This is a genomic window from Methylobacterium radiodurans, assembly GCF_003173735.1.
Lineage (GTDB): Bacteria > Pseudomonadota > Alphaproteobacteria > Rhizobiales > Beijerinckiaceae > Methylobacterium > Methylobacterium radiodurans.
Map to the genome: position 1 here is coordinate 3,183,556 of NZ_CP029551.1, position 14,159 is coordinate 3,197,714.

Here is a 14,159-nt window from a genome sequence, read left to right on the forward strand (position 1 = left end):
GACCCCGCCGCACCGGGGGGCGGGGCCGTGACGCGGGCGCGCTCGCGCCCGCCGGTTCGGGGTAGGCTACTCGGCGGCGGCGCGGTGCTTGACGGTGCCGCGGTCGCGGGCGAGCCGGTTGCCGAGCACGCCGATGCAGGAGACGAAGCCGCTCTGCAGCCGCGCGATGTCGCCCGAGAGCTTGTTGTAGGCCATCACCGCCGGGATCGCGACGACGAGGCCGATCGCGGTGGCGAAGAGCGCCTCGGCGATGCCCGGCGCCACCACGGCGAGCGAGGTGTCCTGGCTCTTCGCGATCGAGGAGAACGAGTTCATGATGCCCCAGACCGTGCCGAACAGGCCGATGAACGGGGCGGTCGAGCCGGAGGTGGCGAGCAGCGCGAGGCCGTTCTGCAGGCGCTTCATCTCCAGGCCGAGGGCGGCCCGCATGGCGCGCTCGATGCGGTCGCGCCGCTCGGCGCGGGTCTCGCTCGGATCCTGGTCGCGCCACGCCTCGATCGCGGCCTTCACGATGTGGCCGGAGATGCCCCGCTGCTCGCCGTCGAGGCTGCCGCCGGAGCGCACCAGCGCCTCGAAAGCCTTGGCCTGCCGCTTGGCGGCGGCGAGGCGCACGACCTTCTCGAACACCACGGTCCAGCAGGCGATCGAGGCGACGACCAGCAGGATCATCACGCCCTTCACGATCGGGTCGGCCTGAAGGAACAGGCCGACGAAGGACATGTCGTGCGCAACGGCCGCGGCATCGAGCGGGGCGGTGTTCTCCATCGGGGGCTCCTCAGGTCATCGGGTCGGGTTGCGGCCAAGCCCTCACGCGCAATGGCCTCTGGCCGCCGGGCGCATCCGCGCCGGGCAGCCGGTCGTCTTCGGGGCGGACGCCGCGGCCTGCCTGACCCGCGGCGTCCTGATGATCGGATCACCGATCGAGGGGAACGCCGGCCTTGGTCTCGGTCTCGGTGCGCTCCAGGCATCCCTCCCGGCCGCCCTCGCCGCCCTCGCAGGCCAGCACGTCGTTCAAGAGAACGCGGCCGATCTTCGGGCAGGTGATGCCGGCGAACTCGAACAGCTTCACGGTAGTCTTGCGGGCGGGCAGCGGCCCGAGCTCGACGGCGACCCGCTTCTGCGCCACGCCCTCGGTGTCGAAGGCGAAGAGATCGACCTTGTAGGACTTGATCGCGGGCCCCTTCAGGTTGTCGACCACGACGGTCGCGCGGCAGGCCTCGCCCGAGGCCTCCAGTCGGTTCAGCTGCAACCGGATCGGCGCCCCAGCGGCGGCCGGCGCGCTCGTGGCCGCGGCATCCTGGGCGCGGGCGGCCCCGGCGAGCGCGACCGAGAGGCCGAGCGCGGCGAGGCCGCACCGAACACCCGGGCTGCGCCTGCTCCCTGCGCCCCGCATCGACACCTGCTGTGCGACCATCACCGTTGCGTCTTCCTCTCTCGCGTCTCGAACTCGCGCGCCGGCCGGGCGGCTTCAGTGCAGGGCCGAACCGGCGGGCCTGCGCGGCACGCTGCTCCCGAGCCGGTCCGCCGCCGCGTCGATCGACCCGACCGCCGCCCGCAGCGCGGCCACGAGCCGGGGCGCCTCGGCCCGGCCGGTGATCTCGGCCGCACCCCGCGCCACCTCGTCCCAGAGGCAGCGCCGGCCGCGGCCGATCAGCCCCACCAGGGCGCATTCGTGCCCAGTGACGCGGCAGCAGGTCGCGGGCATGAAGGACCAGTCCCGGTCCCGCTCCGCCCGCAGCGCGCGCACGATACCAACCACGCCCGCAACGAAGCGCCCTCCCTCGTCCGGCCCGAGCAGTTGCTCGGCCCCGTCGAAGGCCGCCTCCCAGCAGGCCACGTCGCCCGTCAGGTAGCCGGCCGCGACGAAGCGGGCGACCGACAGCGCAAGCACGTCCGCGTCGTCGCCGCAGACATCGACCACGCGCGGCAGCGCGATGTGGCCGGGCGGGCTGGACGACGCGGTCATGGAGCCTCCGGTCTTCGGCCGCACGCCGTGGCCCGGCGGCTGCATCCCTGCGGGGGCGATATCGCGGGACGGCGCCCCGGATCAAGGTCTGCCTCGAAATTCAGAGCAGTTCCAAACTGTTACTCAAGACCCGATTGGAGCCTGCAGAAGGTTGCCGACAGTATTGCCGAATCATCCCGGCCTCATCCACGGCGACGAAATCCGCTCTGGCCCGGGACAGACCCGCCCAGCACCGACAACGGCGTGTAGGGTGGCCGCATCCAGCATCCGGAGCGGTGGTCCGGCCGCCCGCCGGGCCGCGGAAAGCGCCTCCCTTGATGCCCAGCGCGGCGCCTTCCATATCTTTCCGCGATCCGGCACGGCCGGGCGGGAGCGCTGCCGCGGCGGGCTCCGCGACACGGGGTGCCCACAGGCCTTCGCGGGCCCGGGGCCCCGCCTGAAGGACGCTTGCCTGCGATGACCCGTCCCTCCCCGTTCGGACACCCCTTCCTGCTCGGCTTCGACGAGATCGAGCAGGCGCTGGACCGGGTGTCGAAGGCCGCCAACGACGGCTACCCCCCCTATAACATCGAGCGCGTGCCCCGCACCGAGCGGGAGCCCGAGCGCCTGCGCATCACGCTGGCGGTGGCGGGCTTCACCCGCGACCAGCTCGACGTGATGCTGGAAGAGAACCAGCTCGTGGTGCGCGGCCGGCAGGTCGAGGAGCGCGAGCGGCACTTCCTGCACCGCGGCATCGCGGCGCGCCAGTTCCAGCGTGCCTTCCTGCTCGCCGACGGCATGGAGGTGCTGGGCGCCGACCTCCAGAACGGACTCCTGTCGATCGACCTCGCCCGCCCCGAACCGGAGCGCGTGGTGCGCAAGATCGCGATCTCAGCGCGGGATTGAGACGGGCGGCTTCGCGCGCGGCCCTGCCGCCGCGGGTGCCCTCTCCGGCCGGCAGCCTCAGACCGGGAAACCGCTGCCGCCCGGCGATTAAACGCCCGTCAAGTGTCGAGCCGGCAAGGATTGGCCGGCAAGGATTGATCGCAGAGCGCGCCGACACCACATGCGGATCAGGCCCCGCGGTCGCTTCGGGACCGCACGACAGGCCTGAAGCTCTGCCTCGAAAGGAGGGCACGACATGACCGATCTGAACCCGTCTCCCCTCACGCCGGCCGACCTCGATCCGGCCGAGTTCAACACCGCCGATCTCGCGGCGCTCGGCGAGGGCCACATCGCCTACGTGCGCCCGATCACCTCGGACGAGGTCAAGCGGATGTTCCCGCAGGCGCCCGACCTGACGCCCGGCCTCGACCTCTTCGCCCTGCTCTCGGCGAGCGGCGCCCCGATCCTGCTCGCGGATTCCCGCGAGGTCGTGCTGGCCAACGCCTTCGCGCACGACCTGCAGCCGGTCAGCCTGCACTGATCCACCCTTCGGTCGCGCGTCGGCCGCGACGGGGCGCGAGCCTCGTCGGAGGCGCGCCCTGACGGCGCCAGGCTCCCCGTCCGGCGCCGTCAGACCGTTTCTCACGCCATCTCCGCCACCGCCCCGATCAGCCGCGTGATGTCCTGCGGCCGCGAGAGGCGGTGGTCGCCGTCCGCGATCAGGGTCAGCACCGTGCCCTCCGCGGGCAGCCGGTCGAGGATCTTGAAGGCGTGCGGGTGCGGCACGTCCGGGTCGCGCATCCCCTGGAGGATGTGGACCGGGCAGCCGAGATCGAGCGGGCCGGTCAGCAGCCGGTTCCGCCGCCCGTCCGCGATCAGCGCCATGGTGACGGGATCGGGCTCCGGCGCGTAGGCGCTCTGGCGCATCCAGACCCCGTCGCGCTCCAGCGCGTCCCGCACGCCTTTCGGGAACTGGTCCCACATCAGGTCCTCGGTGAAGTCGAGGGCCGGGGCGATCAGCACCAGCCCGGCGGCCGGCCGCCCGGCGGCGAGGCGGGCCCGTGCGGCGAGGCAGGCGATCCAACCGCCCATCGAGGAGCCGACGAGCACCGGCCGCTCCGGCGCATGGGCCGCGATCACAGCCTCGGCATCCTCCAGCCAGGTCGAGATCGTGCAGGCGGCGAAATCCCCGCCCGAGGCGCCGTGGCCCGTATAGTCGAAGCGCACGAAGCGGCGCCCCGCGCGCTCCGCCCAGTCATCGACCGCCACGGCCTTGGTGGCGCCCATGTCGGAGCGGAAGCCGCCGAGCCAGACCACCGGCGGCCCAGCGCCGTCCCGCACCCGCAGGGCGATCTCGCGCCGGCTCCCGCCGTCCCCGACCGCGATGAACGCGGGCGCCTCATCCGTCTGCCCCATCCCCTTCTCCTCTCGCGATGCTTCCCGGCCTGAACGCTTCAGCTTCAGGCTCCGTTTACCCGACCGTAAAGCCCGGGGCCGATCCTGTGACGATGCGTACGAGACAGAGGGTAGCGTTCCGCAGATGACCGGCGAGACGCGCAGCCCCACCGGCTTTCCCACACAGGCACCGCCGCTCGCGGGCGCCTGCGTGCTTCAGATCATCCCCGCGCTTGACGCAGGCGGCGCGGAGCGCACCACCGTCGACGTCGCGGCGGGCCTCGCCGCGGCGGGCGCCCGGGCGCTGGTCGCCACGGAGGGCGGCCGGCTGGTCGGCGAGCTCCAGGCCAAGGGCGGCGTCTGGGTTCCGTTCCCGGCAGGCTCGAAGAATCCGCTCGCGATGGCGCTCAACGTCGGCCGCCTCGCCCGCCTCTGCCGGCGCGAAGGCGTCGGGCTGATCCACGCGCGCTCGCGCGCCCCGGCCTGGGTGGCGCTCGGCGCGGCGCGGAGGCTCAGGCTGCCCTTCGTCACGACCTATCACGGCAGCTATTCGGGCCGGACCGGTGTGAAGGTGCTCTACAACTCGGTGATGGCGCGGGGCGACGCGGTGATCGCCAACTCGCACTACACCGCCGACCTGATCCGGCGCCTGCACGCCGAGCAGGCGGGGGACCGGGTTCAGGTGATCCACCGCGGCACGGATCTCGCCGCCTTCACGCCGGTTGCGGTCGGGCCCGGGCGAGTCGAGGCCCTGCGCCGGAGCTGGGGCGTGGCGCCCCACGAGCGCGTGGTGCTGCTCGCCGCCCGGCTCACCGCCTGGAAGGGCCACCGCGTGCTGATCGAGGCCGCGGCGCTGATGCGGGGCCGCGGCGTCGGCGACCTCGCGGTGGTGCTGGCGGGCGACCCCCAGGGCCGGGAGGGCTACGTCCGCGAGATCGACGCCCTGATCGCCGCGCGCGGCCTCCAGGGCATCGTGCGACGCGTCGGGCACTGCACCGACATGCCGGCGGCCTTTCGCGCGGCGTCCGTGGTGGCGGTGCCCTCCGTCGAGCCCGAGGCCTTCGGCCGGGCCGCGGTCGAGGCGCAGGCGCTCGGGACACCCGTCGTCGTCTCCGACCTCGGTGCCGTGCCCGAGACGGTGCTGAGCCCGCCCGACGTCGAGCCTGGCCAGCGCACCGGCTGGCGCGTGCCGGCCGGGGACGCCGACGCGCTGGCCGCCGCGCTCGGCGACGCCCTCGCGCTCGGCGCCAGCGCCCGCGACGCGCTGGGCCGCCGCGCCCGGGCGCATGTCGAGGCGAATTTCTCGCTGGAGCGCATGGTCGGCGACACGCTCGACGTCTACGCGCGCCTCCTCGGACGGGCCACCTGACGGGAGCACGGCGCGACCGATCCAGACGACGGATCCGGGCGACGGATCTTGCGGCCGTGCCGGCGCGTTCTCACATCTAACGTGTCTTTCGGGAACCATCTTCGAAGAACTGCGCTTCGCACATGCCGAGGTGTGTTGACTTGCTGTACGCTTGAGCCAAGGTAGGTTTATCCGGGATTGGCCGGAGCGGCGGCGGTCAGGACATCCCTCGGAAGGATGTTCCGGGTCGCCTCTTCGTCGTTGCAGCAGGAGATAGCAGCCATTCGTAGACCTATGAGAGCCATGCCGGCCCCGCAGAAGGACGGGCCGCGCGCCAACCGGGACATTCGCGGCGTCCGCGACGTGCAGCTCATCGACGCGGAAGGCCAGAACCGCGGCGTCGTCCCGTTCTTCGACGCCCTTCAGATGGCCGAGGAGGCGGGCCTCGATCTCGTGGAGATCGCGCCGAACTCCGCGCCGCCCGTCTGCAAGCTCCTCGATTACGGCCGCTTCCGCTTCAACGAGCAGAAGAAGCAGAACGAGGCGCGCAAGCGGCAGAAGACGGTCGAGGTCAAGGAGATCAAGCTCCGTCCCGGCATCGACAAGCACGACTACGACGTCAAGATGAAGTCGGTGCAGCGGTTCTTCGAGGAGGGCGACAAGGTCAAGGTGACCCTGCGCTTCCGCGGCCGCGAGATGGCTCACCAGGATCTCGGCCTGCGCCTCCTCGAGCGCGTGAAGCACGAGACCGCCGAGATCGCCAAGGTCGAGAGCGAGCCGATGCTCGAAGGCCGGCAGATGATCATGATCCTGGCGCCGCGCTAGAGGCGCCTCGGCAGTTCGATCGCGTTCGCGCCGTCCCCGACCGGGACGGCGCTTTCGTTTGGGCAGCAGCCGGCTTATCTGCCCCTCATGGCCCTCGCCCCCGAAGAGATCGAACGCTACGCCCGCCACCTCGTGCTCGCCGAGGTGGGCGGCCCCGGCCAGAACCGGCTGAAGGCCGCCCGCGTGCTGGTGATCGGGGCGGGAGGGCTCGGAGCACCGCTGATCCAGTATCTCGCCGCCGCCGGCATCGGCACGATCGGCATCGTGGACGACGACACCGTCTCGCTCTCGAATTTGCAGCGGCAGGTGATCCACGGAACGCCCGATATCGGTCGCCCGAAGGTGGAGAGCGCGGGCGACGCGGTCGCGCGCCTCAACCCGCACGTCGCCGTGGTCGCCCATCCGCACCGGATCACGCCCGAGAACGCGGTGGACCTGATCGCGCAGTACGATCTGGTGGCGGACGGCTCGGACAACTTCGCCACCCGCTACGCCGTCTCGGACGCCTGCTTCCACGCCCGGCGCCCGCTGGTCACCGCCGCGCTCGGACGCTTCGACGGCTCGCTCACCACGATCCGGGCGCACGAGACGGGTGCGGCGGGACACCCGAACCCGACCTATCGCTGCCTGTTCCCGGAGCCACCGCCGGCGGGCTCGATTCCGCCCTGCGCCGAGGCCGGCGTGCTCGGGGCGCTCGCGGGCGTGATGGGCTCGCTCATGGCCATGGAGGTGGTCCGCGCGGTCACCGGTTTCGGCGAGCCCCTGGTCGGCCGCCTCCTGATGGTGGATGCGCGCGCGATGCGTTTCGAGACGCTGTCCTACGGCTGGGACGCCGCGAACCCGCTCAGCGGGACGGGTGGGTGAGCCTCAGACCGTTGCGACCTTGCCGAGGCAGCACTTCTTGAACTTCTGGCCGCTGCCGCAGGGGCAGGGATCGTTGCGGCCGATATCCCGGTAGGGGTTCTGCTGCGGCAGCCCCGCGCCCTCCTCGGTCCAGGCGAGGTCGGCCAGCGGATCGTCCAGCGTGCCGTAGCTCCAGGCATCGAAGCGGCGCAGGTCGTCGGGCCGGTTCACCGCCTTGCGCAAAGCTTCCTTGAACCAGCCCGCATCGCTGAACTCGTCCGTGATGCGTCCGTCGCTCCGCGCCGCCTCGGCCCGGGGCGCGAGGTCACGGAAGCCGAGGAGCGCGATCGTCTCCTCCCAGCCGATCCAGGCGATGCCCTCCTCGACCGCGGCCTTGGCGTCGTCGAAGCGGACGAGGAGAGCCTGCACGGCATCCCGGTCGATCCGGCCGGTGTGGCAGAGGGTGACGCAGGCCGAGAACAGGGCCTGCCGGACGGCGTCGTCGACCGTGCTGTCGCGGATCAGCGCGAAGATCGGCTCCGGATCCCCGTCGAAAAGGCTCGCCACTACCTTCGCCAGGGTCGAGGTGACGGCGTCACCCAGATACGCGTCGAGGGTGTCCTCGTCCTGGCGGAGCAGGCGCAGCAGCGGTGCGAGCGCCCGGGTGTCGCGGGCGTGCGCCAGCACGTGCAAGCCCCAGAACAGGAGATTGGCCTCGCCCTCCTCGAGATCGGCGCCCGTGGCGGCGACCTCAAGGAGACGCAGCGTCTCGGGCGCGACCACCTCCGGCCGCTCCAGCGCCTTCCGGAGGGCGACCTTCGGCAGATGCGTCGCGGCCGAGAGTTCAGCGATCAGGATGGCGTCGTCCATGCTCAGCCCCGCAGGGTCGCGCCGGTCTTGCGCGCGACCTCGGCCACGATCTTCTGGCTCACCGCCTCGATTTCGGCGTCGGTCAGCGTGCGCTCGGTCGGCTGCAGCCGCACGGCGACCGCCACCGACTTCTGGCCCTCGGGCACGCCCGCGCCCTCGTAGAGGTCGAACACGTCGACCCCCACCACGAGCTTGCGCTCGGCCCCTTGCGCGGCGCGCACGATCTCGCCGGCCGGGACGTCGCGGCCGACCACGAAGGCGAAGTCGCGCGCGAGCGGCTGGAGGTCGGAGAGCGCCAGCACCGGCTTCGTCTTGGTGGCCCGCTGCTTCGGCAGCGGCAGGGCGCCGAGGTCGATCTCGAAGGCCACCAGCGTGCCCTTGAGGTCGAGCGCCCTCATCACCCGCGGGTGAATCTCGCCGAAGAAGCCGACTTGGTTCTTCGGCCCGAACTGGAGCGTGCCGGAGCGGCCGGGATGCAGCCAGGCCGGGCCGCCGGCCACCACCTGCAGCCCGCCGGTCGGGACCCCGAGGGCGGAGAGCAGCGCCAGCGCGTCGGCCTTGGCCTGGAAGGCATCGACGGCGGGCGCCGCGCCGTCCCAGTTCCGGCCGGCACCGGTGAAGCCCGCCGTGCCGCGGCGCACCGCGGTCGCCCGGATGCTCTGACCCTCGGGCGCGTCGCTCGCGAAGCACTGGCCGACCTCGAACAGGGCCGCGTCCGGGTAGCCGCGGTCGGCGTTGCGCTGCGCGGCGCGGAGCAGGCCCGGCACCAGGCTCGGGCGCATGTCGGAGAGTTCGGAGGCGATGGGGTTTGCCAGCACGAGGTCGGCCCCGCCGCCGCCGAACAGCTCGGCGTCCGCGTGCGGGATGAACGACCACGTCACCGCCTCCATCAGGCCGCGGCCGGCCAGCGCCCGCCGGGCAAGCCGGGTGCGCTTCTGGATCGGGGTGAGGACGGGCTTCGAGACGCTCTCCGCGCGCGGCAAGGGCTTGGCCTCGATCCGGTCGAGGCCGGCGATGCGGATCACCTCCTCGACGAGGTCGGCCTTGCCCTCGATGTCGGGCCGCCAGGAGGGGGTGAGCACCTTCACCCGGTCGCCCGAGCCCGCCACGTGGAAGCCGAGGGCTTCGAGGATCACCTTCATCTCGACCCGCGGCAGGTCGATCCCGGCGAGCCGGCGCACCTCGGTCCAGGGGAAGTCGATGACCCGCTCGGTCTCGGGGAGTGCCCCCGCGACCGTCGCCTCGGTCGGCGTGCCGCCGCAGATCTCGAGCACCAGCCGCGTGGCGTGGTCGAGGCCCGGCAGCGTGGAGGCCGGATCGACGCCGCGCTCGAAGCGGTAGCGCGCATCCGTCACAACGCCGAGGCGGCGGCCGGTCTGGGCGATGTTCTGCGGGTTCCACAGGGCCGATTCGACGAGCACGTCGGTCGTGCTCTCGTCGCAGCCCGAGGCCTCGCCGCCGATGATGCCGGCGATCGATTCGACGCCGGCCTCGTCGGTGATCACCACGGTCTCGGGGCCGAGCCGGTGCTCGCGCCCGTCCAGCGCCTTCAGGGTCTCGTCCGCGCGGGCGAGGCGGACGGTCAGGCCGCCCTTCACCTTGGCGGCGTCGAAGACGTGCAGCGGCCGGCCGCGGTCGAAGGTCATGTAGTTGGTGATATCGACGAGCGCGTTGATCGGCCGGAGCCCGATCGCGCGCAGCCGCGCCTGCATCCACTCGGGCGAGGGCCCGTTCCTCACCCCGCGCACGAGGCGGAGCGCGAAGAGCGGGGCGAGGTCGCGGTGCTGCTCGTGCAGATCGAGCGTCACCGCGACCGGGCAGGGACCCTGGCCGCGCACCGGCGGCTCGGGCGCCCGCTTCAGGGTGCCGAGGCCGGCCGCCGCGAGGTCGCGGGCGATGCCCGACACGGCCGTGCAATCCGGGCGGTTGGGCGTCAGGTTGATCTCGATGACCGGGTCGTCGAGCCCGGCATAGAGCGCGTAGGGTTGGCCGACCGGGGCATCGTCGGGAAGGTCGAGGATGCCGTCATGGTCGTCGCCGAGGCCGAGCTCAGCGCCAGAGCAGAGCATGCCGCGGCTCTCGACGCCGCGGATCGTGCCGACCGACAGGGTGATGTTCTTGCCCGGCACGTAGGTGCCGGGGGGCGCGAAGACCGAGATCATGCCGGCCCGCGCGTTCGGCGCGCCGCAGACCACCTGCAGCGGCTGACCGTCGCCGGCATCGACCGTGCAGACGCGGAGCCGGTCGGCGTTCGGGTGCTGCTCGGCGGTCAGCACCTTCGCCACCACGTAGGGCTTCAGCGCGGCGGCCTTGTCCTCGATCCCCTCGACCTCCAGGCCGATGCGGGTCAGCGTCTCGGCGATCTCATCGAGCGAGGCGCCGGTGTCGAGGTGGTCCTTGAGCCAGGAGAGGGTGAACTTCATCGGGGTGGTCCCTCGGCCAAGCGCCGCGCGGGCGCGCCGGGCAGGATGCGCGGGCGGCGGCCTAAGCCGCCGACGGGATCAGGCAGTGAGGCCAGCGACCAGGCTCGGCACGTCGAGCGGGCGGAAGCCGTAATGGTCTAGCCAGCGCACGTCCGCCTCAAAGAAGGGGCGCAGGTCCGGCATGCCGTATTTCAGCATGGCGATGCGGTCGAGGCCGACGCCGAAGGCGAAGCCCTGGACCTCGTCCGGATCGAGCCCGCAATTGCGCAGCACGTTCGGGTGGACCATGCCGCAGCCGAGGATCTCCAGCCAGTCGGTGCCCTCGCCGAAGCGGATCTCGCCGCCCTTGCGCGAACACTGGATATCGACCTCCGCCGAGGGCTCGGTGAAGGGGAAGAACGAGGGGCGGAAGCGCATCTTCACCGCCTCGACCTCGAAGAAGGCGCGGCAGAACTCCTCCAGCACCCATTTGAGGTTGGCGATGTTGGCGGCCTTGTCGATCACCAGCCCCTCGCACTGGTGGAACATCGGCGTGTGGGTCTGGTCCGAATCGTGCCGGTAGGTCCGGCCCGGGATGATCACGCGGATCGGCGGCGCTTTCGACCGCATCGTGCGGATCTGCACCGGCGAGGTGTGGGTGCGCAGCACCTTGCGCTTTCCCTGCGCGTCGGGCGCGAGGAAGAAGGTGTCGTGCATCTCGCGGGCCGGGTGGCCGGGCGGGAAGTTCAGTGCCGTGAAGTTCAGTTCGTCCGTCTCGATGTCGGGACCTTCCGCGACCGAGAAGCCCATATCGGCGAAGATCGCGGTGATCTCCTCCATCACCTGGGAGATCGGGTGGATGCGCCCGCGGGCGTCGGGCGCCTCGCGCAGGGGCAGGGTGACGTCGATCCGCTCGGCGGCGAGCCGGGCTTCGAGCGCCGCCTCGGCCAGAGCCTCGCGGCGGCCGGCGAGCGCACCCTGCACCCGGTCGCGCAAGCCGTTAATCAGGGGGCCGCGCGCCTTGCGCTCGTCGGGCGTCATCGCGCCGAGCGTCTTCAAGAGTTCCGAGACGCTGCCCTTCTTGCCGAGTGCGGCGACGCGCACGGTCTCCAGGGCGGCCTCGTCGGAGGCCGCCTCGACCTGGGACAGGAGATCGCGTTCGAGCGTGTCGAGGTCGGTCGTCGCCATGGTTCCGCTGGTCTGCCGGTTCGCTGTTGCCGGGGCGTGTGCGCGTTTGCCGGAGATCGCGCAAGCGCGCAAACGCCCGAGGGCTGGCTTCGCAAAAGGAAAAGGCGCGGCGCTCCCGGGGAGCGCCGCGCCTTCGCTGCATCCGTGATGCGGGTCGCTCAGGCGGCCTTGGCGGCCGGCAGGGCGGCCTTGGCCTTCTCGACGACGACGGCGAAGCTCGCCGGCTCGTGGATGGCGAGCTCCGAGAGCGCCTTGCGGTCGACGACGATGCCGGATTTGGCCAGGCCGTCGATGAAGCGCGAGTAGGTCAGGCCGTGCTCGCGGACCGCGGCGTTGAGGCGCTGGATCCAGAGGGCGCGGAAGGTGCGCTTCTTGTTCTTGCGGTCGCGGTAGGCATACTGCATGCCCTTCTCGACCGCCTGCTTGGCGATGCGGATCGTATTCTTGCGGCGGCCGTAATAGCCCTTGGCGGCCTTCAGAACCTTCTTGTGCTTCGCGTGACTCGTCACGCCGCGCTTGACGCGGGCCATGGGATATCTCCTGGATTACGAAAAAGACAGATCGCTCGGGTGGTGAAGGACTTACCGCTGGTTGGGCAGGAAGTACTTCTTCACGTTGGCGGCATCGCCCTCGAACAGGGTCGTGGTGCCGCGCAGGTTGCGGATCTGCTTCGTGGTCCGCTTGATCATCCCGTGGCGCTTGCCGGCCTGGGCGTACATCACCTTGCCGGTGCCGGTGATCTTGAAGCGCTTCTTGGCGCCCGACTTGGTCTTCAGCTTGGGCATTTGGCTCTCCGATGCGCAATGCCCTCCGTCCGGTGTCCGGGGAGGTGTGCGCGAAGTTGCTTCTGGTGGAGCAGCACGAGCCGCCACGGCAGCCCTACGGCCGGGCGGTTCGACGCGGGGCGGCTTATGACAGAAACGAGACGCCGCATCAATGGGCGCGCGGTCGGTCCGCCTTCGAGGTGCCTGCGGCCAAGCTCGGGAGGGTAGGGCGCCCCGCGCTGTGGGGAAAGCGGGGAGGGCGTTGCGCGGCGCACAAAACGTCCGTGACGGGCGCGGCGGTGCGGAACCATAAACCTTGGCCGTCCGTTCTGTTCATGTCCCACTCAGGCCCGACCGGGTTAGATCCCCGCAGCATTCCGGCCTTCACAGGAGACACTTTCGTGCGCATTGCCCAGATCGCTCCGCTCTCGGAGGCTGTGCCCCCGAAGTTCTACGGCGGCACCGAGCGCGTCGTCAGCTGGATCACCGAGGAGCTGGTCCGCCAGGGCCATGACGTCACGCTGTTCGCCAGCGGCGATTCGCAGACGAGCGCCAAGCTCGCCGCGTGCACGCCGGAGGGCCTGCGCCTGCTCGGCTACCGCGACCACACCGCGAGCCACCTCGCGATGCTGCATCAGGTCCATCGCCGGGCGCACGAGTTCGACATCCTGCACTTCCACATCGACCTGCTTCAGTACCCGATGTTCGAGGACCTGAACCACAAGTGCGTCACCACGATGCACGGCCGCCTCGACGTGCCGGACTTCATGCCGGTCTACCGCACCTTCACGGGCATGCCCCTGGTCTCGATCTCCGACAACCAGCGCCTGCCGATGCCGCCGGACGTGAACTGGATCTCGACGATCCATCACGGCCTGCCGAAGGAGAACTGCCCGTACTACCCCGAGTCGAAGGGCGGCTACCTCGCCTTCCTCGGCCGCATCTCGCCCGAGAAGCGCCCCGACCGCGCGATCGAGATGGCGATCCGCTCCGGCACGCCGCTGAAGATCGCCGCCAAGGTCGACAAGGCCGACCAGGATTACTGGGACGAGGTGATCGAGCCGATGATCCACCACCCGCTGGTGGAGTATATCGGCGAGATCAACGAGGAGCAGAAGAAGGACTTCCTCGGCAACGCGCTGGCGCTCGCCTTCCCGATCGACTGGCCGGAGCCCTTCGGCCTGGTGATGATTGAGGCGATGTCGGCCGGCACGCCGGTGATCGCCTTCCGCAACGGCTCGGTGCCCGAGGTGATCAAGGACGGCGTCGGCGGCGTGCTCTGCGACTCGATGGACGACGCGGTCGCCGCGGTCGCAAAGGTCAAGACCATGAGCCGGGCGGGCGTGCGCCAGCACTTCGAGACCGCCTTCACGGCCGAGTGCATGGTGAAGAAGTACGTGGCCGCCTACGAGCAGCTGATCGCCCGCCAGGGCGAGGTGATCCGGATGCCGAAGGCCGCCGCCTTCACGCCGAACCTGGGCGAGCTGAACGGCACCGCGCGCCCCGGCCTCTCGGTCGCCGCCATGCCGGTCTGAAGACCGGCACGGCACGGGTCTCGCAAAGACGTCGGCCGGGGTGCGATTCGCCCTGGCCGATGCCGCGGAACCGCCTAACTCAGACGGTCACAAGGGCCGCCGCATCGCCCGATGCGGCGGCCCTGTCGATTCGCATCCTCGACACAGGCCCGAACCGGA

At 71.2% G+C, this 14,159-nt stretch carries 15 protein-coding genes; 6 read left to right on the top strand and 9 right to left on the bottom strand.

The window, feature by feature from the left end; all coding sequences use genetic code 11:
• Window positions 1-66 precede the first annotated feature (66 nt).
• From DK427_RS14905 to DK427_RS14915, 3 genes are all read right to left on the bottom strand, one after another.
• Window positions 67-765 carry a MotA/TolQ/ExbB proton channel family protein gene (locus DK427_RS14905; RefSeq protein WP_109951950.1) on the bottom strand — a complete coding sequence of 233 codons (699 nt, stop codon included), beginning with the start codon at window positions 763-765 and terminating at the stop codon, window positions 67-69.
• A gap of 148 nt (window positions 766-913) precedes the next feature.
• Window positions 914-1,393: a Tat pathway signal protein gene (locus DK427_RS14910; RefSeq protein WP_425452598.1), complete on the bottom strand. Its 480-nt coding sequence runs from the start codon at window positions 1,391-1,393 to the stop codon at window positions 914-916.
• 75 nt (window positions 1,394-1,468) lie between these two features.
• On the bottom strand, window positions 1,469-1,966 hold the full coding sequence (locus DK427_RS14915) for a hypothetical protein (RefSeq protein ID WP_109954181.1): 498 nt from the start codon (window positions 1,964-1,966) through the stop codon (window positions 1,469-1,471).
• 456 nt (window positions 1,967-2,422) lie between these two features.
• Between DK427_RS14915 and DK427_RS14920 the strand changes: the two genes are divergently transcribed.
• Window positions 2,423-2,851 (top strand): Hsp20 family protein, encoded by a 429-nt coding sequence (locus DK427_RS14920; protein WP_109951951.1) that lies wholly within the window; start codon window positions 2,423-2,425, stop codon window positions 2,849-2,851.
• Window positions 2,852-3,086: 235 nt separating this feature from the next.
• Window positions 3,087-3,371, top strand: a complete 285-nt coding sequence (locus DK427_RS14925; RefSeq protein ID WP_109951952.1) for a BQ00720 family protein — start codon at window positions 3,087-3,089, stop codon at window positions 3,369-3,371.
• Between the two features lie 101 nt (window positions 3,372-3,472).
• Here DK427_RS14925 and DK427_RS14930 read toward each other — a convergent pair whose 3' ends face one another.
• Window positions 3,473-4,246, bottom strand: coding sequence for an alpha/beta fold hydrolase (locus tag DK427_RS14930; RefSeq protein WP_109951953.1), 774 nt, complete (start codon window positions 4,244-4,246; stop codon window positions 3,473-3,475).
• A 124-nt stretch (window positions 4,247-4,370) separates the two neighbouring features.
• Here DK427_RS14930 and DK427_RS14935 point away from each other — a divergent pair, with 124 nt between their 5' ends.
• The 3 genes from DK427_RS14935 (at window position 4,371) to DK427_RS14945 (ending at window position 7,262) form a co-directional block, all read left to right on the top strand.
• Window positions 4,371-5,594, top strand: a complete 1,224-nt coding sequence (locus DK427_RS14935; RefSeq protein ID WP_109951954.1) for a glycosyltransferase family 4 protein — start codon at window positions 4,371-4,373, stop codon at window positions 5,592-5,594.
• 282 nt (window positions 5,595-5,876) lie between these two features.
• Window positions 5,877-6,398 carry a translation initiation factor IF-3 gene (gene infC / locus DK427_RS14940; protein WP_216858843.1) on the top strand — a complete coding sequence of 174 codons (522 nt, stop codon included), beginning with the start codon at window positions 5,877-5,879 and terminating at the stop codon, window positions 6,396-6,398.
• 87 nt (window positions 6,399-6,485) lie between these two features.
• Window positions 6,486-7,262 (top strand): HesA/MoeB/ThiF family protein, encoded by a 777-nt coding sequence (locus tag DK427_RS14945; RefSeq protein WP_109951956.1) that lies wholly within the window; start codon window positions 6,486-6,488, stop codon window positions 7,260-7,262.
• A 3-nt stretch (window positions 7,263-7,265) separates the two neighbouring features.
• On the opposite strand, the gene DK427_RS14950 is transcribed toward DK427_RS14945, so the two are convergent.
• The 5 genes from DK427_RS14950 to rpmI form a co-directional block, all read right to left on the bottom strand.
• Complete coding sequence (locus DK427_RS14950) at window positions 7,266-8,111, bottom strand: DUF1186 domain-containing protein (RefSeq protein WP_109951957.1); 846 nt, start codon at window positions 8,109-8,111, stop codon at window positions 7,266-7,268.
• A gap of 2 nt (window positions 8,112-8,113) precedes the next feature.
• Entirely contained in the window at window positions 8,114-10,534 is a 2,421-nt protein-coding gene (gene pheT, locus DK427_RS14955) for a phenylalanine--tRNA ligase subunit beta (protein ID WP_109951958.1), read from the bottom strand.
• 78 nt (window positions 10,535-10,612) lie between these two features.
• Window positions 10,613-11,701 carry a phenylalanine--tRNA ligase subunit alpha gene (pheS, locus tag DK427_RS14960; protein WP_109951959.1) on the bottom strand — a complete coding sequence of 363 codons (1,089 nt, stop codon included), beginning with the start codon at window positions 11,699-11,701 and terminating at the stop codon, window positions 10,613-10,615.
• A 158-nt stretch (window positions 11,702-11,859) separates the two neighbouring features.
• Window positions 11,860-12,231: a 50S ribosomal protein L20 gene (rplT, locus tag DK427_RS14965; protein WP_066926412.1), complete on the bottom strand. Its 372-nt coding sequence runs from the start codon at window positions 12,229-12,231 to the stop codon at window positions 11,860-11,862.
• Window positions 12,232-12,282: 51 nt separating this feature from the next.
• Complete coding sequence (gene rpmI / locus DK427_RS14970) at window positions 12,283-12,486, bottom strand: 50S ribosomal protein L35 (protein WP_056244427.1); 204 nt, start codon at window positions 12,484-12,486, stop codon at window positions 12,283-12,285.
• A 380-nt stretch (window positions 12,487-12,866) separates the two neighbouring features.
• Here rpmI and DK427_RS14975 point away from each other — a divergent pair, with 380 nt between their 5' ends.
• Entirely contained in the window at window positions 12,867-14,000 is a 1,134-nt protein-coding gene (locus tag DK427_RS14975; protein ID WP_109951960.1) for a glycosyltransferase family 4 protein, read from the top strand.
• The last annotated feature ends 159 nt before the right edge of the window (window positions 14,001-14,159 follow it).